This window comes from Thiobacter sp. AK1, from assembly GCF_039822265.1.
GTDB classification, from domain to species: Bacteria; Pseudomonadota; Gammaproteobacteria; order Burkholderiales; family Thiobacteraceae; genus Thiobacter; species Thiobacter aerophilum.
Window position 1 is genome coordinate 250944 of sequence record NZ_JBAJEX010000003.1, and the last position, 18913, is coordinate 269856.

Annotated in this window: 24 protein-coding genes; 21 read left to right on the forward strand and 3 right to left on the reverse strand. The window is 65.8% G+C overall.

What is annotated here, in order from left to right:
* The first annotated feature begins 10 nt into the window (after positions 1 to 10).
* The 21 genes from V6E02_RS06120 to V6E02_RS06220 all read left to right on the forward strand — a co-directional run bounded on the left by V6E02_RS06120 (position 11) and on the right by V6E02_RS06220 (position 16572).
* Positions 11 to 211 (forward strand): hypothetical protein, encoded by a 201-nt coding sequence (locus V6E02_RS06120; protein ID WP_347307894.1) that lies wholly within the window; start codon positions 11 to 13, stop codon positions 209 to 211.
* A gap of 3 nt (positions 212 to 214) precedes the next feature.
* Positions 215 to 652: a gp436 family protein gene (locus tag V6E02_RS06125; RefSeq protein ID WP_347307895.1), complete on the forward strand. Its 438-nt coding sequence runs from the start codon at positions 215 to 217 to the stop codon at positions 650 to 652.
* Positions 652 to 1110, forward strand: coding sequence for a Gp37 family protein (locus V6E02_RS06130; protein ID WP_347307896.1), 459 nt, complete (start codon positions 652 to 654; stop codon positions 1108 to 1110). The genes V6E02_RS06125 and V6E02_RS06130 overlap by 1 nt, the downstream gene beginning before the upstream one ends.
* Positions 1107 to 1286 carry a hypothetical protein gene (locus V6E02_RS06135; protein WP_347307897.1) on the forward strand — a complete coding sequence of 60 codons (180 nt, stop codon included), beginning with the start codon at positions 1107 to 1109 and terminating at the stop codon, positions 1284 to 1286. The genes V6E02_RS06130 and V6E02_RS06135 overlap by 4 nt, the downstream gene beginning before the upstream one ends.
* A gap of 1 nt (position 1287) precedes the next feature.
* On the forward strand, positions 1288 to 2523 hold the full coding sequence (locus V6E02_RS06140) for a phage tail sheath subtilisin-like domain-containing protein (RefSeq protein WP_347307898.1): 1236 nt from the start codon (positions 1288 to 1290) through the stop codon (positions 2521 to 2523).
* Positions 2524 to 2533: 10 nt separating this feature from the next.
* The gene (locus tag V6E02_RS06145; protein ID WP_347307899.1) at positions 2534 to 3055 is read left to right on the forward strand and encodes a phage major tail tube protein; all 522 of its coding nucleotides are present in this window, start codon (positions 2534 to 2536) and stop codon (positions 3053 to 3055) included.
* 3 nt (positions 3056 to 3058) lie between these two features.
* Positions 3059 to 3301, forward strand: a complete 243-nt coding sequence (locus V6E02_RS06150; protein WP_347307900.1) for a phage tail assembly protein — start codon at positions 3059 to 3061, stop codon at positions 3299 to 3301.
* A 134-nt stretch (positions 3302 to 3435) separates the two neighbouring features.
* Complete coding sequence (locus V6E02_RS06155; protein WP_347307901.1) at positions 3436 to 5880, forward strand: phage tail tape measure protein; 2445 nt, start codon at positions 3436 to 3438, stop codon at positions 5878 to 5880.
* Positions 5877 to 6794 carry a phage tail protein gene (locus tag V6E02_RS06160; protein ID WP_347307902.1) on the forward strand — a complete coding sequence of 306 codons (918 nt, stop codon included), beginning with the start codon at positions 5877 to 5879 and terminating at the stop codon, positions 6792 to 6794. The genes V6E02_RS06155 and V6E02_RS06160 overlap by 4 nt, the downstream gene beginning before the upstream one ends.
* Complete coding sequence (locus tag V6E02_RS06165; RefSeq protein ID WP_347307903.1) at positions 6791 to 7006, forward strand: tail protein X; 216 nt, start codon at positions 6791 to 6793, stop codon at positions 7004 to 7006. Before V6E02_RS06160 ends, V6E02_RS06165 begins: the two co-directional genes overlap by 4 nt.
* Positions 6994 to 8010, forward strand: a complete 1017-nt coding sequence (locus V6E02_RS06170; protein ID WP_347307904.1) for a phage late control D family protein — start codon at positions 6994 to 6996, stop codon at positions 8008 to 8010. The genes V6E02_RS06165 and V6E02_RS06170 overlap by 13 nt, the downstream gene beginning before the upstream one ends.
* The gene (locus V6E02_RS06175) at positions 8007 to 8600 is read left to right on the forward strand and encodes a phage baseplate assembly protein V (protein ID WP_347307905.1); all 594 of its coding nucleotides are present in this window, start codon (positions 8007 to 8009) and stop codon (positions 8598 to 8600) included. The genes V6E02_RS06170 and V6E02_RS06175 overlap by 4 nt, the downstream gene beginning before the upstream one ends.
* A gap of 2 nt (positions 8601 to 8602) precedes the next feature.
* Entirely contained in the window at positions 8603 to 8959 is a 357-nt protein-coding gene (locus V6E02_RS06180) for a GPW/gp25 family protein (RefSeq protein WP_347307906.1), read from the forward strand.
* Positions 8956 to 9768, forward strand: coding sequence for a baseplate assembly protein (locus tag V6E02_RS06185; RefSeq protein ID WP_347307907.1), 813 nt, complete (start codon positions 8956 to 8958; stop codon positions 9766 to 9768). The genes V6E02_RS06180 and V6E02_RS06185 overlap by 4 nt, the downstream gene beginning before the upstream one ends.
* Positions 9761 to 10801, forward strand: a complete 1041-nt coding sequence (locus tag V6E02_RS06190) for a phage tail protein (RefSeq protein ID WP_347307908.1) — start codon at positions 9761 to 9763, stop codon at positions 10799 to 10801. Before V6E02_RS06185 ends, V6E02_RS06190 begins: the two co-directional genes overlap by 8 nt.
* Positions 10794 to 11174: a phage tail-collar fiber domain-containing protein gene (locus tag V6E02_RS06195; RefSeq protein ID WP_347307909.1), complete on the forward strand. Its 381-nt coding sequence runs from the start codon at positions 10794 to 10796 to the stop codon at positions 11172 to 11174. The genes V6E02_RS06190 and V6E02_RS06195 overlap by 8 nt, the downstream gene beginning before the upstream one ends.
* 13 nt (positions 11175 to 11187) lie before the next feature.
* A complete protein-coding gene (locus V6E02_RS06200) occupies positions 11188 to 13785 on the forward strand; it encodes a hypothetical protein (protein WP_347307910.1) in 2598 nt (865 codons plus the stop codon).
* 11 nt (positions 13786 to 13796) lie between these two features.
* The gene (locus tag V6E02_RS06205; RefSeq protein ID WP_347307911.1) at positions 13797 to 14222 is read left to right on the forward strand and encodes a four helix bundle protein; all 426 of its coding nucleotides are present in this window, start codon (positions 13797 to 13799) and stop codon (positions 14220 to 14222) included.
* Between the two features lie 121 nt (positions 14223 to 14343).
* Positions 14344 to 14769 carry a four helix bundle protein gene (locus tag V6E02_RS06210; protein ID WP_347307912.1) on the forward strand — a complete coding sequence of 142 codons (426 nt, stop codon included), beginning with the start codon at positions 14344 to 14346 and terminating at the stop codon, positions 14767 to 14769.
* Positions 14766 to 16007: a reverse transcriptase domain-containing protein gene (locus V6E02_RS06215; RefSeq protein WP_347307913.1), complete on the forward strand. Its 1242-nt coding sequence runs from the start codon at positions 14766 to 14768 to the stop codon at positions 16005 to 16007. The genes V6E02_RS06210 and V6E02_RS06215 overlap by 4 nt, the downstream gene beginning before the upstream one ends.
* Before the next feature lies 1 nt (position 16008).
* Positions 16009 to 16572 carry a DUF4376 domain-containing protein gene (locus tag V6E02_RS06220; RefSeq protein WP_347307914.1) on the forward strand — a complete coding sequence of 188 codons (564 nt, stop codon included), beginning with the start codon at positions 16009 to 16011 and terminating at the stop codon, positions 16570 to 16572.
* A 150-nt stretch (positions 16573 to 16722) separates the two neighbouring features.
* On the opposite strand, the gene V6E02_RS06225 is transcribed toward V6E02_RS06220, so the two are convergent.
* The 3 genes from V6E02_RS06225 to V6E02_RS06235 all read right to left on the reverse strand — a co-directional run.
* The gene (locus V6E02_RS06225) at positions 16723 to 18030 is read right to left on the reverse strand and encodes a hypothetical protein (protein ID WP_347307915.1); all 1308 of its coding nucleotides are present in this window, start codon (positions 18028 to 18030) and stop codon (positions 16723 to 16725) included.
* Positions 17961 to 18491, reverse strand: a complete 531-nt coding sequence (locus V6E02_RS06230; protein WP_347307916.1) for a hypothetical protein — start codon at positions 18489 to 18491, stop codon at positions 17961 to 17963. Before V6E02_RS06230 ends, V6E02_RS06225 begins: the two co-directional genes overlap by 70 nt.
* 11 nt (positions 18492 to 18502) lie before the next feature.
* A partial coding sequence (locus V6E02_RS06235; protein ID WP_347307917.1) for a hypothetical protein occupies positions 18503 to 18913 on the reverse strand: 411 nt, incomplete at its 5' end.

An 18913-nucleotide genomic window follows, 5' to 3' on the forward strand; every position in this document is an offset into this window, starting at 1 on the left:
GGATTGAGTGATGGCGAGCAAAAAGCCTGAGGCCGCCGCCACCGTGCGCCTGATGGTGCGCACTGTCGCCGCGCATGGCGAACGCACCCGCTACCGGGCGGGGCTTGGCCCCTTCACCCGCGAGGCCGTTGCGGTGCAGGCCACGCCCGAGCAGGCCGAGGCACTGCGCGCCGACCCGGCGCTGGACGTGACCGAGGCCGCGCAGGAGTAAGCCGTGCCCTATGCCACGCTCGCCGAGCTCAAGCTGCGCTACGGGGCAGATCGCATGAGCGACCTGACCGACCGCGATGGCGACGGCATCGGCGACGACCCGCAGATCGCGCAGGCGCTGGCCGATGCCAGCGACGAGATCGACGGGTATCTGGCTGCGCGCTATCAGCTCCCTCTGCCGACCGTGCCGAGTCTGCTTGTGCGCATCGCCTGCGACATCGCTGTCTACCGGCTGCTCTCGCTGCGCCGCATGGGTGACATCGAGGATGCGCGCCGGCGCTACGAGGATGCCAGGCGATTGCTGGAAAGCCTGGCGAAGGGCACCGTGGCGCTGGGGCTGCCAGCAAGCCTGCCCGATGCCGCGCAGCCGCAGCCGAGTCTGGCGGCAGCCGCCGTCGGTGCGGCGCGGACGTTCTCGCGTTCCGGCACGGAGGGCTACTGATGATTCTCGCCGCCGAGCAAGCCATTGTCGCGCGCCTGAAAGCGGCGCTTGCGCCGCTGCCGGTGGAGGCGCTGCCCTCGCGCGGCTATCGCTTCGCCTCCGGCAAGGGAGCGGCGGTGGTCTCGGCGATGGCGCTCGATGCTGGCGGCGTGGAGGATACCGGCGCGTCGGTGCAGGGCGCCGTGCTCACCATCGAGGTGGCGTTGTTTGCCCGCTCGTTGCGCGACGGCGCGGGGGTGTGGGATTTGTTCGAGGCGGTGCGGCGCGCGCTGCTGTCGTTCAAGCCCGCGCCGGGGGCTACGCCGCTGATGCTGCGCTCGGCGCGGCTCATGGATGCCGAGGCAGATACCTGGACGCTCGCCACGCAGTGGCAGACGCGCCTGCCGCTGGCGCCTGATCTGGACTACGACGGCGGGCCGCTCTTGACCCGCGTCACCTTCGAAGGAGACACCGCATGAAATACCTATACACCGGACCGCTTACCAGCCTGACGCTGCAAGGGCAGGATGTGATCCTGCGCCCGGGCGGCGTGGTCGATCTGCCGGACTGCGAGGTGACCGAGACGCTCAAGGCGCTGGGGCGCATCGCGCCTGTCGCGGAGCCAAATCCCACCAGCAAACCTAAAGGAGAGTGACATGCCCGCGAATTTTTTGCATGGCGTCGAGACCATCGAGATCGACAAGGGGCCGCGCCCGATCCGCACGGTGAAGACTGCCGTGGTGGGTCTGATCGGCACCGCGCCGACCGGCCCGATCAATACGCCAACCATTGTGACCAGCGTCAAGGATGCCGCCGCCTTCGGCGACATCACGGCGGCCAACACGGCCAATCACACCATCCCGCAGGCGCTCGACGCCATCTTCGACCACGGCGCGGGCACGGTGATCGTGGTCAACGTGTTCGACCCGGCCATCCACACCGTCACCGGCGAGTCCGGCAAGACGCCGATCGCCGCGAGCCACATCATCGGAACGGTCGATGCAGCGGGCAAGCGCACCGGCATGAAGGCGCTGGAGGACACTTATAACCTCTTCGGCTTCAGCGCCAAGCTCTTGATCGCGCCTGGCTACGCAACGCTCACCTCCGTCACGACCGAGCTGATCGCGCTGGCGGGCAAGCTACGCGCAATGGCGCTCATCGATGCGCCGTCCGGCATCACGGTGCAGCAGGCGATCGAGGGCCGCGGGCCGTCCGGCACCATCAACTTCAACACCAGCTCCGAGCGGGCGATCCTGTGCTACCCGCACCTCAAGGTCTACGATCCGCGTGCTAACGCCGAACGGCTCGAACCCATGAGCCCGCGTCTGGCCGGGTTGATGTGCGCGACGGACGTCGAGCGCGGCTACTGGTGGAGTCCGTCGAACCAGGAGTTCAAGGGCATCGTCGGGGCGGAGCGTCCCATTACTGCGCGCATCAATGACCCGCAGTCGGAGGCGAACCTGCTCAACGAAGCCGGGATCGTCACCTACTTCAACAGCTTCGGCACAGGCTACCGCGCTTGGGGCAACCGCTCAGCGGCCTGGCCATCGGTGACCCACCCGAAAAACTTCATCAACGTGCGTCGCACGGCGGACGTGCTGCATGAGTCGGTGGAGTACTCGATGCTGCAGTTCATCGACCGTCCGATCAACGACGCGTTGATCGACGACATCCGGGGCAGCGTCAATGCCTTCATCCGCACCCTGGTCGGGCGCGGCGCGCTGGTCGATGGCAGCTGCACCTACGACCCGGCGAAGAATCCGCCAACCGAACTGGCGCTGGGGCACCTCACGTTCGACATTACCTTCATGCCGCCCACGCCAGCCGAGCGCATCAGCTTCGAGAGCTTCATCGACATCTCGTTGCTGAAAAACCTCGGCGGCCAGCAATAAGGAGTGAGTCATGGCAAAGATTGAAATCCACCGCATCACCAACGCCAACGTCTATCTGGACGGCCAGTCGCTGCTGGGCCGCGCTGAAGAAGTGCAGCTGCCGCAGATCAAGGCCAAGATGGTCGAGCACAAAGCGCTGGGCATGGTCGGCACCATCGAAGCTTTCGCCGGATTCGAGAAGCTCGAAGGCAAGATCAAGTGGGCGAGCTTCTATGCCGACGTATTGAAGAAGGTGGCCAACCCGTTCAAGGCCGTGCAGCTTCAGGTGCGCGGCTCCATGCCGATCATCGTCGGCGGCTCGGTCAACCGCGAAGCGCCCATCGTGGCGATGCTCACCGTGGTGTTCAAGTCGCTACCGGGTGGCACCTTCAAGCAGCACGAAAACGTGGAGCTGGAGACCGAGTTCACGGCCTACTACATGAAGCTGACCGTGGACGGCCAGGACGTGACTGAAATCGACGTGCTGGAAAACATCTACAAGGCTGGCGGCGTTGACCTGCTGGCGCAGTACAGCGCGAACATCGGGAGCTAAGCGGTGGAGGTCAAGCTCAAGCACCCGGTCAAGCTCGCCACTGGCCAGCTGCTGGAAAAGATCACTCTGCGCCGCGCCACGCGCGGCGACATCAAGCGCGCGCAGAAGGCCGCGAGTGACCCGGTGGACCAGGAAGATTTTCTGCTGGCCGCCTTGACCGGGCTGACCATCGAAGACCTTGACGCGCTGGACATCGCCGACAGCCGCGTGCTGTCGGATGCCTTTCGCGCTATGGTGGATAGCTGAGGACGACCTATGGGCGGCCGACGCCTTGCTCGCGCGGTGGTTTCGCTTCCAGCCGTCGGAGATCGACGCACTGGAGATGGAGGACTACCTGCGCTGGGTGAAGGAGGCCGAGCGGCAGATCAAGGAGTTGAGTCGTGACTGATCTGTCCATCGGCATCCGGCTAGGCGTGCTCGGGGCGGGCGCGGTGGGCGCGGCCATCGGGTCGGTCAAGGGCGCGATGGAGGGGCTTGGCCGCGTGAGCGCCGAGCTCAAGCGCCGGCAGGACGAGCTGGGCGCAGCAATCCGCCGCCACATGGGGACGCTAGCGCCGCCCACGCTGGCCGCGCTCAACCGCGACTACGAGCGCCTCGGGCGCACCATCGAGGCAGTGACGCAGCGGCAAGAGAAGCTCGCTCGCGCCATGCAGCGCCGCGCCGATCTGGCCGCAGACCGGCAGCGCATCGGCGGCGAGATCATGGGCGCATATGCCACGGCGATTTCCGTGGGCGCGCCCGTCATCACGTCGGTGCGCGAGGCGACAGGGTTTGCCGATGCAGTCAAGGACATCGCCATCGTTGGCGAGCTCACGCGCGAGCAGGAGCGTGTGCTGGGCGATTCGCTGCGCGAGGTGGCGCGCGCCACCAACCAGACCGCGCGCGACATGGCCGCTGGCGTCTCGATGCTGATTGCCAATGGCATGGAGGCAGGCAAGGCGGCCGAGCAAGCGCGGCTGCTGGGCAAGTTCACCACCGCCACGCGCGCGAGCATGGACGATGCCGCCAAGATGATGGTGAGCTTCGACCTGCTGGGCGTCTCAGCCAAGGACATGGAGCTGGCCTTTGCGCAGGCGGCCAAGGCAGGCAAGCTCGGCTCGTTTGAAGTGCGAGACATGGCTAAATGGTTCCCGCAACTCGGCGGCTACATGAAGGCCATCGGCATCACCGGCAACGAGGCCGTGGTCAACATGGCCAGCCGCTTGCAGATCGCCATGCGCACGGCGGGAAGCACGGACGAGGCGGCCAACAACTTCCGCAACTTTCTCGCCAAGCTCACCAGTCCGGACACGAAGAAGGATTTCGAGAAGCTCGGCATCGACCTGCAAGGCTCGATGCTGCGCATGGCGCGTCAAGGTCTCGACCCCATCGAGGGCGCGGTGGGGATCATCATGACGCGTCTGGGTCAGCAATCGCCGCAGGTGGCCGCAGAACTCAAGGCGCTGGCGGCAGAGCTCGACAAGATCAAAGACCCGGCGGCGCGTGCCGCCGAGATGGAGCGTCGCCGCACCATGATCGAGGCGCTAGGTGCCCGCGCGGGTCTCGGCGAGATGTTCCAGGACATGCAGGCCATGAGCTACCTGCTCGCTGAGATTCAGAACCGCGGCGACTTGAAGAAGATTCGCGAGGAGACCGCCACCGGCAAGGGGGCATCCGGCAAGAGCGCGCTGGACGAGGACTTTGCCAAACGCATGGAGTCGCCGCTGGAGCAGTTCAAGCGCTTCAAGATCGAGCTGCAAGACCTGGGGATCACCGTCGGCGAGGCGCTGCTGCCGCCGCTGCTGGAGCTGGTGCAGGCAGTCAAGCCCGCGGTCACGGCCTTCGCGGCCTTCGCGCGTGAGCATCCAGGCTTGATCAAGGGTGCGGTGGGCTTGGCGCTAGGCATGGTGACCCTCAAGGCGGCAACGCTTTCGCTCGGCTGGGTGCTCAATTTCTTTGTCAAATCGCCGCTGGCGCTGCTCGCCGCAGGATGGCAGTCGGTCATGGCGCGCATCCTCATCGGGCGCGCGACGCTGGCCGCTGGTGGTGGCGCGCTGCGCGCCATCGGTGCTGCTGCGGGGTTGTCTGGGGGCGTGATCGCGCGGCTGGGTGCGGCGATGGCCGCATTCCGCGGGATTGCCGTGGCCGCGCTCACTGGCGTGGGCCGCGCCGTGCTGTGGCTGGGGCGCGCCGTAATGCTCAATCCCATCGGGCTTGTGCTCACCGCCGTTGCCGGCGCGGCGTATCTCATCTGGCGCAACTGGGACAAAATCGGCCCGCTGCTCGGCCGCGTGTGGGAGGGCGTCAAGTCCGGATTCGCCAGCGCGTGGGCCTGGCTCAAGGGGCTGCCCGCACAGCTACTGGGCATCGGCCAGCAGATCGTCCAGGGCCTGATCGACGGCATCAAAAGCCGCATCGCCGCGGCTGGTGATGCGATCAAGGGTCTGGGGCGGTCGGTGGTGACGGGACTCAAGAACCTGCTGGGCATCCGCTCGCCATCGCGCGTGTTCGAGGGGCTGGGCGGCTTCGTCGCGCAGGGCTTTGCGGGGGGCATCGGCGCTGGACTCGATGGCGTCAAGCGTGCCGCCGGGGCGCTCTCAGCTGCCGCGCTGATCGCTGCGCCTGCCGCACCAGCGCTGGCCGTGCCCGCATTGCATGCGACGCAAATCGGCGCGGGCGGAGCGGCATCCATGCAGATCACCTTCGCGCCGCAGATCACCGTGACCGGCAGCGCCAGCCCGGAGGCCGCGCGCGAGCAGGTGCAGCAGGCGGTGCAGATGAGCTTTGCCGAGTTCGAGCGGCTGATGCGCCGCTACCAGCATGAACAGCGGAGGGTGCAGCCATGAGCCTGTATGCGGTGCTGGGCGAGACTGAGCTGGAGATCATCACCTGGCTCGATGGCCTGACCATGCGCTATGCCGCTGACTACGCCGAGCAGGGGCTGATCGGCGGCAAGAGCCTGCTGCAATACACTGGGCACCGCCCAGACGAGGTGACCATCGAGGCGCGGCTGCACGCGGCCTGGTGCAATCCCGCCGACGAGGTGCGCGCCATCAAGGAGCGCATGGACGCGCGCGAGCCGCTCGCCTTCGTGCTGGCCAGCGGTGAATACCGCGGCGTGTTCGTGATCACCGAGGCCGAGGTGACCACGGCGCAAACCGATGGCGCGGGCCGCGCAATCGCCTTCGAGCTGCGCTTGTCGCTCAAGGAGTACATCGGCGATCCGGCCGAGCCGAACCCGCCTGGCGTGGTGACCGCAGGCTACCGCATCCCGGTGGGCGCGGCGACGGTGGACGACTTCGACCTGATCGACGCCGCGCCGGTGGCTTCTCCCGGCGGGCTGGCGGCGGCTGTGGCCGACGGCATCGCCGCGATCGGCCGCGCGGTGACCGTGGCGGCGGATGTGGCAAGCCTTGCCAGTCTCGCCGCGCGCGCGCCGGATGCTGCGCTGCTGGCGCTGCCCGGCGTGGTTGGTAGCGTTACGACGCTTGCCACTGGCATGCCCACGCAGGCGTTCGATACGCTGCGCAGCGTTGCACAGGTAGCAAGCGATGCCGTCACGTTTTACGGTGCGTTGAACACGGCAAAAAGCCAGTTCGAAGCCTGTGCTGGCGCGCTCGGGTCTGGGTTGTCCGGGATGTCCAGCGCGCTCTACTCGATGCGCTACGGTCTCGACACGCTCCAGGGCGCGCGTGGCGCGCTCGACCGCATCGGCGCGCAAGCCGCCGCGCGTCTGCCGCTCGATGAGGTGTGGGTATGAGCGCGCTGCTGCACACCACGCGCGAGGGCGAGCGCTGGGACGCCATCGCCTGGCACTACTACCGCGACGTGCGCGAGATGGCGCGGCTGATCGCCGCCAACCCGCACGCGCCCAGAAGCGGCCGGCTGCCCTCCGGGCTCACGCTCGCCATCCCCTTGATCGGGCGGCCGCTCGCCGTCTCTACCGCAGGACTGCCGCCATGGAAGCGCTGACGCCTGCCGTGAAACTCATCTACAACGGTCGCGATATCTCGGCGGACATCGCGCCGTATCTCATGCGCGTGGTCTATGCCGACCGCCTCTCGGGCGAGGCGGACAGCCTTGATGTGGAGTTGGCCGAAACCGACGCGGTGGCGAGCCGCTGGCTGTCCGACTGGTACCCAGATAAAGGCATGGAGCTCAAGCTCTCTTACGGCTACGCCGGGCGGGCGCTGATGGACGCTGGCGGCTTCGACGTGGATGAGATCGAGATCGACAGCCCGCCGCTGACGATCCGCATCCGCGCGCTGGCCACGGGCATCTCGCGCGCGGTGCGCACGCGTATCGGCAAAGCCTACGAGCGCACGACGCTGGCCGCGATCCTCGACCAGATCGCCAAGCGCATCGGCGCGAAGCGCCGCGGCGAGGTGGCGGCGATCCCCATCGACCGCGCAACGCAATACCAGGAGACCGACTGGGCCTTTGCCGTGCGGCTGGCGCGCGAATACGGCTACGCGCTCAAGCTGACCGACAACAACAAGACGCTGGCGGTGCTGAAGCTGGGCGAAGCGCAGGAGCCGGTGCGCAGGCTTGCCCCCGGTGACATCTCGCGCATCGCCTATCGCGACCGCATCACCGAGGTTCCGCAGCGCACCGAGCTGCGGCACCACGACGCCAAGACCGGCAGGCTTATAGTCTACGGCGTGCAGCACGGCGTCATTGTGCCGGAAGGTGAGGTGGTCGCCGCCGATACGAAAAAGCGCCATGTGCGCGCCAAGACGCCGGAGCAAGCCAAGGCCATCGCCGAGGCCGAGCAGGCGCGGCATGAGATCGACAAGACCGGGCTGGAACTCGCGCTGCCCGGCGATCCGCTGCTGGTAGCGGGTGCCTGCGTGGATGTGACAGGCTGGCAGCGCATCGACGGGCGCTATCTCATCACCGAGGCGCGGCACGAGATCACCCGCGACGCGGGCTATGCAACGACCATCCAGCTCAAGCGCATCAAGGAGGCGGCATGAACGAGACAATCCGTGAGGCGCTGGCCACCCTCAAAATCGGCTTCGTCGCAGCACTCGATGCGAGCGCGCACCGCGTGCGTGTGCGCCTGCCCGATCTGGACGATCTGGAAACCGATTGGCTGCCGGTGCTCGCCATGCGCACGCGCCGCGACCGTATCGAGCATCTACCAGATGTGGGTGAGCATGTGGCCGTGCTGCTCGATGCGCACGGCGAAGACGGCGTGGTGCTCGGCGCGCTTTACTCCGCGCGCGATCCGGCGCCGGGCGGCGGATCCGACATCACCGCGGCGCGCTTTGCCGACGGCACGACCGTCGAATACGACCGCGCGGCGCACCGTCTGCGCATCTCCGTGCGCGGGCCGGTGGAGATCGATGCCGACGGGCCGGTAACGCTCAAGGCGCCGGCAGTCACGATCGACAGCCAGCAGGTGACGGTGACCGGGCATCTTGCCGTGCAAAACGGTCTGTCCGTCACTGGTGGCGCTGGCGCGGCAGCGACGATCGCCGGCAACGTGCATGTCACCGGCAGCATCGATGCGACCGGCTCGATCATGGACGCGGGCGGTAACTCCAACCATCACAGCCACTGACCATGACGACCTTACCCGCATCCGCCCACTGGCAGCCGGCACTTGGCGGCGATGGCTTCGTCGAGGGCATCGACGACATCCGCCAGGCGATCGCCATCATCCTGCGCACGCCGGTCGGTTCTGATCCGCTTCGGCCAGACTTCGGCAGCCGGGTCTGGCAGTATCTGGACTGGCCCATCGACCGCGCGCGCCCGCACGTGGTGCGCGAGACGGTGGAGGCTATCCGCCGCTGGGAGCCGCGCGTGAAGGTCACGCGCGTGGTGGTTGCGCTCGATGCAGAGGCCGCACTCAAGATCACCGCGTATTTCCGCCTGGCATCGAGCGGCCCTGAAATCAGCGCCGAGGTGCGACCGAAATGACCGAGCTGCTCAAGGTCATCCCAGACGATCCGGCGCAGGTGACTGCCGAGCTGGTTGCGGCCTACGAGGCCGCCACCGGCAAGACGCTCTACCCGGCGCAGGTCGAGCGACTGCTGATCGACCTCATCGCCTACCGCGAGACGCTGCTGCGCGCCGCGATCAACGATGCCGCGCGGCAGAACCTGGTGCGCTTCGCGCGCGCGCCGATGCTCGACTACCTGGGCGAACTGGTCGGCGTGGCGCGCCTGCCGGGCGAGGATGACGCGCGGCTGCGTTCGCGCATCCTCGAAGCGCCGGAGGCGTTTTCGGTGGCCGGGCCGCGTCTCGCTTACCGGCATCACGCCATGCGCGCGCACGCCTCCATCGTCGACGTGGCCGTGGTCTCTCCAGAGCCTGGACTGGTGCGTCTTTATCCGCTCACCGACACCGGCCTGCCATCCGCAGAAATCAAGGCGCTGGTGCTCGCCGCCTGCTCGGCTGAAGATGCGCGTCCGATCTGCGACACGGTCGAGGTGGCCGACCCGCAAGACATGCCGTTTGCTGTCGACGCGCGGCTGACCGTGCTGCAAGCCTATGACGCAGAGGTCGTGCGCCAGGCGGCGCTGTCCAGCGTCACCGCGCACTGCGAGGCGATCCGTCGCCGCCTGGGGGCGGACGTGACTCGCTCGGCGCTAATCGCCGCGCTGCATGTGGAGGGGGTGCACTCGGTGCAGCTTGTCGCACCGAATGCGGACATCATCGCGCCGGTGATGGCCTGGACGCATGCCAGCGCCATCGCCGTGACCGTGACGGGAGTTGCCGATGGCTGATCCGATCGCCCCGGACGTGCTCGCGCTCGACCCGCGCTTCGGGCCGCTGGCCGAGGCGACGCAGCGCATTGAGCGCCTGCCGCTGGGTGGCCTGCTCACCTATCTGGTGGCCGCCGTGCCGAGCGGCTACCTGCCTGAGCTGGTGCGGCAGTTTCACATCGCGGGCATCGAGGGCGGACGGTTCGCCGCCACCGACGACGAGCGCCGCCGCCTGATCCGCGAGTCCATCGCGCTGCACCGCAAGAAGGGCACGCCCTGGGCGATCCGGCGCGCGCTGGCGCAGATCGGTGTTGAGGCCGAGCTGATCGAGCCGCGCGATGTGCGCCGCGCCTATGCCGCGCTCAACCCGCTGCGTCTCGATGGCGCGTGGCGTCTCGATGGCGCAGGCCATGTGCTCAAGGCGGTCGAGATCGCCAGCGGCCTGCCGTACATCGAGCACTGGGCGACCTTCCTTGTGCGCATCAACCTCGATCTGGCGCGCGGCTACGACATGGCCGCCGTGCGCGAGGCCATCCGCGAGTGGGCGCCTGCGGCCCGCCATCCGGTGCTGTTCTACTGGCTGGCGCAGGACTACCGCCAGCCGCTGGCCGCCGACCAGCATCTGCTGCTCGACAAGCGCATCTGCCAGCCCTATCGCTGGCCTGGTGCGGCGCTGCACGGCTGCCCTGGCATGGCCTGGCGCATCGGGCGCGCGCCGGCGCTCGATGGGCGGGCCTTCGGCTTTCGGCTGGGCGCATCGGCCACGCCCACCCAGCGCCTTCGCGCCCGGCGCTGCGGGTCTGACGCGCGGGTCGTCAAGAGCGCATCGGCGCGCGTGTGGCCGGCAGCGCGCCTGCCCGCGGTGCGCGCGCGCCGTCTCGATGGACGCTGGCGCATCGGCGCGGAATGTCATATCGGGCGCTTCACGCTCGATGGGCGGCCTCTGGCGCACGCGCGCTTTGCCGCACCAAGCAACGGCCTGACAGTCTCTGGCCGCTGGCGCATCGGCGGCCCCATGCAGCCTGATTTCGAGATGAGGAGCATCCATGTCTGAAGCCACTACCCTGGACGCCTTTCGCGCGCGGCTTGCTGCTGCCGTGGCGGGCGAGGCCGCCTGCCCGGTCGTCACCCACATGGCATTTGGCCGCGGCGGGCACACCGCCAGCGGTGCGGCCAAGCCGGTCGACGCCAGCCGCACTGCGTTATACGACGAGCGGCTGCGCAAGGCCGCCACGAGTATCGATCGACCTAGCCCCACCGAGGTGCGTGTCAAGGGCGTCATCACCGAGGCCGAGCTTGTCGGCGAGACCGTCTCCGAGGCCGCGCTGGTGGACTCCAGCGGCCAGCTTATCGCCATGAAGACCTTCGCGCCGAAAGTGAAAGAGGCAGACGAGCGCATCGAGATCACCCTGACCCTGCGATTCTGACAAGGAGTACATCATGACCCTGCCCAATCCGACCATCACGCCGATTCCGAATAACGAGCCCGAGGCCGTGCCCAGCCTGTGGAACACGCGCTACGCCGAAATCGACGCCAACTTCGCCAGCCTCGACACGCGCACCACGGCGGTGGAGGGCGAGATCAGCGGCGCGCGCGCGGGTCGACCGAATCTCGGCGCGGCGATTACCGACATCATGAACAGCCTGGGCATTCTGTCTGGCACCGTCTCCGGGCTGGCCAGCCCGGCATCGGTGCAGCAGGCGGTAAGCCTGGACTGGCTCTACCGCAACCGCAAGATCGTCTTTGAGCTGTTCGCTGACGGCTACCGGCTGCGCAACATTGGCGAAGTCGCCGTCACGAACGGCGTGATGGGCGACGACTCGATCGACGTGGCTGACACCAGCGGCTTTCGCGTGGGCTGGGACTACCTCATCAAGGACGGCGCGAATATCGAGACGGTGCGCATCGCCGCCATCCTTTCGCCCACGCGCCTGCGTCTCACCAGCAACCTGACTCGCAACTACGGTTCTACCGCGCGCTTCGTCGGCCAGACCGCCCCGGCGCGCACCGGCGGCGGCATCAGCGCGGCGGTGGGTGACCGCTGGATCAGCAAGGTGATCAACCTCGGCGACGACAACGACACGCGCTCCGTGGTGATTCGCCGGACGCACAACGCGTCCAATGTCAGGCTGTATTTCCGCGATGCCTACACAACCGCCTGGACGGAGCGGCCGTGGATTTATAAGCGCGTCGGCGCGCCAGATACGCCTATCCCGGACGGCTTCGCCGATTACGAATACACCGTGCCCATGCGGGGAGACGGCTTCCTGCGCCTGGTCGTCGAAGACGATGCATGCGACATACTGCACATCGTCGGCCTGGGCACGGTCACCGGCTTGACCGGGCTCATGAACCCCGGCCTTGCGCCGGATGCGCCCGCCATCTCCAACCCGGCCAACGGCGCGACCAACATCGGCGAGACGCCGACGCTGGCCATTGCCGGCTACAGCTCGCCCGCTGGCAACCCGTTTGCGGCAGCCGAGTTCCAGGTCTCGACCAGCAACACTTTCGCCACGGTGCTGCATTCCAGCGGCTGGACGAGTGCGCAGAGCTACACCATGCCAGCCGGTGTGCTGGACGCTGGCACCACCTACTACGTGCGCGCGCGGGTCAAGGACAGCGCCGGGCTCGTGTCTGCATTCGGCGCGACATCGAGCTTTACCACCAAGGCGAGCTTCGCGTACGTCAACACGCCGGCGATCACCAGCCCGACCAATGGCGCGACAGACATCCCCGAGACGCCCACGCTCTACAGCAGCGCGTTTGCCGCCACCGGCGGCAGCGACACGCATGCTGCCAGCCAGTGGCAGATCCGCTTGGCAAGCGGCACCTGGGCGAGTCCACTGCACGATTCCGGCGAGACAGCAACGGCCAAGACAAGCTATCAAGTGCCGTCCGGCATCCTGCAAGCAGGCCAGACGCAATATGTGGCGCGCGTGCGTCACAAAGGCGCAACGCTGGGCTGGTCGGAGTGGAGCGCAGACGTGCGCTTCACCACCAAGCAGCAGTTCGCTCAAATCATCGGCCTGGTGCTGGTCACTCCAGGCGGCGGGGCTGGCACCTGGCAGCGCGTCGACGAAAACTTCAATGCCATCTCCAACCCGGGCGCAGCGTGGTTCAACAACCACCCGACATATGCTGGCATCGTAACGCAGACCATTGACGGTCAGGCGATGGTCAAAATCCCGAAGTTCTACTTCAAGGCCGGGACCGTGCCGTCGGGGACTTATGCCGGCAAGACCTACTGGATGATCTCTGACCAGCCGGTCAGCGGATTTGCTGTCCACCCGGCTTTCAAGACAGCCTCAGGAACGGAGGTCGATCAAATCTGGGTCGGGAAATATCAGGCGAGCTACGACGGGTCGAGCAAGGCGCAGTCCGTCGCAGGCGTCGCGCCGATGGTCTCAATGGACTTCCCCACCGCGCGCGCACGCGCCTATGCCCGCAATACCGGCGGCGTGACGGGCTTTCGCTTGTGGTCGGTCTACGACCTCTCGGCCATCCAGATGCTCGCATCCATTGAGATGGGCGGCGCGGACATGCAGTCGCTCATCGGCCAGGGCCGCGTGAGCCAGTCCAGCGCGGCCAACGTGGATGCTTCCGACGTGGCACAAGCCACATGGCGCGGCATCGTGGGGCTGTGGGGGAACGTGTGGCAGATGGTAGACGGCCTGAAACGTAATGGCGGGTCGTGGTGGAAATGGACTTATAACGCTCCTGGAAACGCGACGACGAATGATTTTTCGACTGGGTATACCAACACCAATGTCTCTTGCCAGACGTCATTTGGCTACACCGTGAATTTTGACGCGACGCTGCTGTCTGCCGGAATATTCGCAACATCGACAGTCGATGGCACTGCTAGCAATGGCTCGACAGGGGACTATTTCTGGAGCGACGCTGACACCGTTGATCAAATCGCCTACCACGGCGGCGCCTGGGGCGACGGCGCGGGCGCCGGGCTGTTCTGCCTGTACGTCTACTACGCGCCGTCGAACGCGGACAGCTACTTTGGTGCCCGCCTGGCGAAGGTGTAATGCGTCAAGACATGACGAATCACGACTCAAGCGCCGCGCCGACGCGCGGCGCGTCGCCCAGCCACGACGGGCGCTTGCCGCAGGCATATGTCGAGCTGCTCACGCTGCTCGAGGACATGGATGTTTACGTGCACCAGATCACCCAGCATTGGCCGAAGGCGGAGCGGCACGGACTGGCCGCAGATGCGCGGGCTCAGGTGACAAAGCTTCACCGGCTTGCGGCGATCGCCTGGAAGCGCAAGAGCAAGGCGGGCGCTCTATTCGATCTCGATGTCGAGGTGTATGTGCTCAAAGTACTGATCCGCAAGGCATATCGGCTTGGCTACATCAACGCCAACCGGCTGGATGTATGGAGCCGTCATGCGGCGGAACTGGGTCGTCGTGTCGGCGCGTGGCTACGCTACGAGTCGGCCAAGACGAAGGGGAGCGACCTGTGAACGGCGGCAACTGGGGCAACGGCGCGTACGCCGGGCTGTTCTGCCTGGGCGTCGACGGCGCGCCGTCGAACGCGTACAGCAACATTGGTGCCCGCCTGGCGAAGGTGTAATGCGTTAAGACATGACGAGTCACGATTCAAGCGCCGCGCCGACGCGCGGCGCGTCGCCCAGCCACGACGGGCGCTTGCCGCAGGCATATGTCGAGCTGCTCACGCTGCTCGAGGACATGGATGTTTACGTGCACCAGATCACCCAGCATTGGCCGAAGGCGGAGCGGCACGGACTGGCCGCAGATGCGCGGGCTCAGGTGACAAAGCTTCACCGGCTTGCGGCGATCGCCTGGAAGCGCAAGAGCAAGGCGGGCGCTCTATTCGATCTCGATGTCGAGGTGTATGTGCTCAAAGTACTGATCCGCAAGGCATATCGGCTTGGCTACATCAACGCCAACCGGCTGGATGTATGGAGCCGTCATGCGGCGGAACTGGGTCGTCGTGTCGGCGCGTGGCTACGCTACGAGTCGGCCAAGACGAAGGGGAGCGACCTGTGAACGGCGGCAACTGGGGCAACGGCGCGTACGCCGGGCTGTTCTGCCTGGGCGTCGACGGCGCGCCGTCGAACGCGTACAGCAACATTGGTGCCCGCCTGGCGATGGAATCTTGGGCCAGAAGCGGCGCGGTCAAGGCTGCGCCGACCGCGCCATATCCTTCGGGGTTGCTCTCCTGCCCGGCGACGGGCGAACATGAACAGGGCGCGGCGGGCATAACGCTGGCCGCACCCGCCATTTTCGAGCGCATCACTTCTTGGGAAAACCTTGTGTCCGCCTGGCGCGAGGCCAGAAAGGGCAAACGCAAGTCAGAAGAAGTGCGCCGTTTCGAAGCCGATCTGGAGGCCAATTTAGTCAGCCTGCACGAGCATTTATTGCGCGGCACATGGCAGCCGGGACGTGCGCGCCGCTTCTGGGTACGCGACCCGAAGTGGCGTGAAATCACCGCACCGCCATTTGCCGACCGCATCGTCCACCATGCCATCGTGCGCGTCATCGAGCCTCTGTTCGAGCGCCGGTTCATCCATGACAGCTACGCCTGCCGCCGTGGGCGCGGCACACATGCGGCTGTCATGCGTGCGCAGGCATTTCTCCGCCGCGCCAAGCGGCGCTGGGGCGAAGGTGCTTACGTCGTCAAGTGCGATGTCAAGAGCTACTTCGCGAGCATCCGACATGATGTGCTCATCGAGCGTATCGCACGCGTCATCGACTGCACGCGCACCCTGTCCATGCTGCGCGCGGTCTACTCGGGTTACGGCTTCGATGGCGTCGGCCTGCCCGTCGGCGCGCTCACCAGTCAGCTTGCCGCCAACATCCTGCTGGACGCGCTCGACCATCGCGTCAAGGACGACTGGGGTGTGCTCGAGTATCTCCGCTACATGGACGACTTCGTGCTGGTAGCTCCGGACAAGGCGACCGCGGCGCGTTGGCTTGACGCGATCGACGCCGAGATCGCTGCACTCGGCCTTCGGCTCAACCCCAAGAGCGGCTATTGGCCGATTCGGCGCGGTGTGGACTTTTGCGGCTACCGCATCTTTGCAACACACATCCGCCTGCGTCGGCGGGCGATCCGCTCGTGGAAAGCGCGATTCCGCGTCCTATCGTCCAAGTGGCGCAACGGCTTGACAACGCTGTCCAAGTGTCGCGCAGCCGTCATGTCCATGCTCGCTGTCATGCGCTGGGCCAGCGCCAGGCGCACGACGCGCTCAATCCTGCAAACTCTTGTCCTTAAAGGAGCCTGACATGCGCATTGAAAACCATCAGCTCATCACCGACACCGCCACCATCGATCTTCCGCATCTGCCGACACAGGCGCGTGTTCGCGTCTGGCGCGTGCCGAACGACTACCGCCAAGACGGCCTGTTCGTCTCCATCCAGCTTCCGTCCGATCCGGAAGAGCTGCCCGCCTGCGATCTGGCGCAATGCGAACTCGCGCTCGATGCAGAACTTCCCGCGCATCCAGATGCGCTGCTCGCCGAGACCAAGGCCGCAAAAAAGCGCCAGATCGAAGCCGAGCGAGACGCCGCAGCCACGGCCAATGTCACCATCAATGGTCACGTCTGGCAAGCCGACAAGCGCAGCCAGGACCTGCTCGGCCAGGCGATCGCCCTGGCCCAAGCCGGCCTTCCGCTGCCGCCGGTATGGCGCGACGCAGACAATAACGACATGCCGGTCACGTCCATCGCCGACCTGCTCGCCATCGCTGCAGCGATTGCCGCGCAGGTGCAGACGGCTTATCAAACCGCATGGGCGCGCAAAGCAGCGGTCGATGCGGCGACGACGCTCGATGAGATTGAGGTCGCATGAAACGCCGCATCCTCAACATCCTCATTGCCGTTGATCAGCTCATCTGGGTGCTGGCCACTCTCGGCAACGGCCAGCCAGACGAGACCATCAGCGCCGCCTCATGGCGCATGGAACGTCAGGGCAAGATCGCCGGACGCCTCCTGCGCCCGCTTATCGACGCGCTGTTCTGTCCGCTAGAGCGCGACCACTGCCGCCTGAGCTACGAGTCCGAGCTGCGTGGCGCGCAGCTACCGGACGGCTACCGTGAGCACAGTACATGCGACGTTGAGCGTCGCATGTAATTCGAGCACGTCGCATGTAATTCGAGCACGCGTCGCAAATAATTTGCGCAAGCCTACCGACGACGGTGTCGTCCCCGTCCTGATCCGTCAGGACATCATCGCCATCCGTTCCCTCGATGTATTGCGGGTCCGGCGCCACGAATTCGGCGCGCGCCGCCAGTTCATCCGCCAGCCAGGTCGTGCCATCGGCAACCTCCACCTGTTCGATGCCGCGGCCTTCGCCATCGAGTTGGCCGACCAGGGTAACCGAGCCGCCATCGATGAACGTCAGAGTGATGTCGTGGTAGTTGCGCGTGACCGTGACTTCATTGCTGCGGATGCCGACGCCCAGACGCAGGCGGTCCCGGTTGTCCGTCGTCGTGTCGTCATCGAGCACACGGTCGTGGCCATCGCCGAGCTGGTAGAAATAGCTGTCGTCGCCCGCCCCGCCCTGCAAGTCGTCGTTGCCGGCATTTCCCGTCAGGCGGTCAGCGATGTTGGTGCCGCGAATCGCATCGTCGCCTGCGCTGCCTTCGAGATCGAAGCCGCGCTGGAGCAGTTCCTCATAGGTCAGCACCGTGCCGTCGGCAAACTCGAACGTGCCGATGGAAGGATTGGCAAATACGTCGGCAGGGTTGAAGTGGTCGATATAGATAACGTCGTTGGCATCGGAACCCACTTGGATCGCCAGCGGGCTCAAGTGCAACGTCAGCATGTCGGGCGTGATGCCTGCGCCGAACACGATGCGGTTGGGCGCCGGGTTGCCCGATGCATCCACATGGCCGCCCGTGTCGATGATGTGGTCGGTGCCGTCGCCCAGTTCGTACAGGTAGATGTTGCCGCCACCGTCGCCGGTGAGGCTGTCGTTCCCCTGTCCGCCGGAGAGCACGCTGTGGCCGCCGGTGGCGCTGAGGGTGTCGGCGCGCTTGCCGCCGGCGATGTAGGCGCCCGCCGCACTGGTGGCCGAGGAAACTGTGTCGTCGAGGGCGCGCCCGAGCAGTTTGGCCCAGCTCACGGTTTCACCGCCGGCGAAGCGGTACTCGCGAACCGCGCCGGCCAGGCCGTTCACGATCACCACGCTGTCCTGGGCGCTGTAGTCGATCTGGATATGCCCCTCCTCCGTCCGCGTCACCTTGAGCGTGGCGGCGTCGATGCCCGCGCCGCTCTCAGTGTCCCGTTGGCGGTGCCGGTATACCATTCGAGCCAACGCCCCGCGCCAGGAATCCACGTGGCACGACTCAAATCGAGCGGCGTTGCAACAAGCCGATATTGGGTCACCGCCATAGCGGCCAGGTTGCTCACGCGCTGCCACCAGTTCCACATGGCGACAATCTGGTCGTAGCCGACACCGGCGGTGGCTATGCTGGAATCGGTGGGTACGAAATCCCCTGCTTCCAGTGTGCCGCGGATCGCCAGCGTGAGATTGCCATATGCGTCGGCAAATACCGTCGCGGAGAAACTCGTGCCCAAACCACCTTCAGCAACTGTGTCGGTGAATTGGGTGACGACTGTGTAGTGAGCCGCGAACTCTTCTGCCTGCCTTGCACTCATTCCCTTCCCTTGGTCTTGCAATGCAGTTTGGTTCGGGACCCCGGGTTGCAGGTTAGCGTAGGCAGCGAGCGCGAATTCTGCTTGCTTCGCGAGTATGGATGCATCCATTCGATGTCTCCTTATTGAATTGTATTTCGCATAAATATTTCATTGATTAGTTGTGACTCGCCTTCGTTTTCTGGGCAGACGAACCTAGATGGATACGCAAAGGTAGGGAAATCACCCCCACTTCTGCCGTAGATGACAGATTCACCAAGGAGTACTGAATCGCTTCGACGCATCACAGTAATATGGTATCGATATACAGCCAGATCACCTTCTTTGATTTTTTGTGTCTCCACCGAATAGCTAAAGAGGTCGTTACTATCGGCCTTATTCGAGGAGGGGATGCGAATAACGCCACCTGCATCTAAATATCTTTTTGGCAGTGGCACTCGTTGGTATAACTTCATGCCCCCATCCTTCTCACACATCTTCCGCACCTGATAATCCCAGTACGCCTTCCTGCCCTCGAAGAAGCTGATAGCCAG

Bases quoted from the DNA above. Each gene is read 5' to 3' on its own strand.
- V6E02_RS06120 (WP_347307894.1), top strand. From the start codon at position 11: ATGGCGAGCAAAAAGCCTGAGGCCGCCGCCACCGTGCGCCTGATGGTG.
- V6E02_RS06130 (WP_347307896.1), top strand. From the start codon at position 652: ATGATTCTCGCCGCCGAGCAAGCCATTGTCGCGCGCCTGAAAGCGGCG.
- V6E02_RS06135 (WP_347307897.1), top strand. From the start codon at position 1,107: ATGAAATACCTATACACCGGACCGCTTACCAGCCTGACGCTGCAAGGG.
- V6E02_RS06140 (WP_347307898.1), top strand. From the start codon at position 1,288: ATGCCCGCGAATTTTTTGCATGGCGTCGAGACCATCGAGATCGACAAG.
- V6E02_RS06145 (WP_347307899.1), top strand. From the start codon at position 2,534: ATGGCAAAGATTGAAATCCACCGCATCACCAACGCCAACGTCTATCTG.
- V6E02_RS06160 (WP_347307902.1), top strand. From the start codon at position 5,877: ATGAGCCTGTATGCGGTGCTGGGCGAGACTGAGCTGGAGATCATCACC.
- V6E02_RS06165 (WP_347307903.1), top strand. From the start codon at position 6,791: ATGAGCGCGCTGCTGCACACCACGCGCGAGGGCGAGCGCTGGGACGCC.
- V6E02_RS06170 (WP_347307904.1), top strand. From the start codon at position 6,994: ATGGAAGCGCTGACGCCTGCCGTGAAACTCATCTACAACGGTCGCGAT.
- V6E02_RS06175 (WP_347307905.1), top strand. From the start codon at position 8,007: ATGAACGAGACAATCCGTGAGGCGCTGGCCACCCTCAAAATCGGCTTC.
- V6E02_RS06180 (WP_347307906.1), top strand. From the start codon at position 8,603: ATGACGACCTTACCCGCATCCGCCCACTGGCAGCCGGCACTTGGCGGC.
- V6E02_RS06185 (WP_347307907.1), top strand. From the start codon at position 8,956: ATGACCGAGCTGCTCAAGGTCATCCCAGACGATCCGGCGCAGGTGACT.
- V6E02_RS06190 (WP_347307908.1), top strand. From the start codon at position 9,761: ATGGCTGATCCGATCGCCCCGGACGTGCTCGCGCTCGACCCGCGCTTC.
- V6E02_RS06195 (WP_347307909.1), top strand. From the start codon at position 10,794: ATGTCTGAAGCCACTACCCTGGACGCCTTTCGCGCGCGGCTTGCTGCT.
- V6E02_RS06200 (WP_347307910.1), top strand. From the start codon at position 11,188: ATGACCCTGCCCAATCCGACCATCACGCCGATTCCGAATAACGAGCCC.
- V6E02_RS06205 (WP_347307911.1), top strand. From the start codon at position 13,797: ATGACGAATCACGACTCAAGCGCCGCGCCGACGCGCGGCGCGTCGCCC.
- V6E02_RS06210 (WP_347307912.1), top strand. From the start codon at position 14,344: ATGACGAGTCACGATTCAAGCGCCGCGCCGACGCGCGGCGCGTCGCCC.
- V6E02_RS06220 (WP_347307914.1), top strand. From the start codon at position 16,009: ATGCGCATTGAAAACCATCAGCTCATCACCGACACCGCCACCATCGAT.
- V6E02_RS06225 (WP_347307915.1), bottom strand. From the start codon at position 18,030: ATGGTATACCGGCACCGCCAACGGGACACTGAGAGCGGCGCGGGCATC.
- V6E02_RS06230 (WP_347307916.1), bottom strand. From the start codon at position 18,491: ATGGATGCATCCATACTCGCGAAGCAAGCAGAATTCGCGCTCGCTGCC.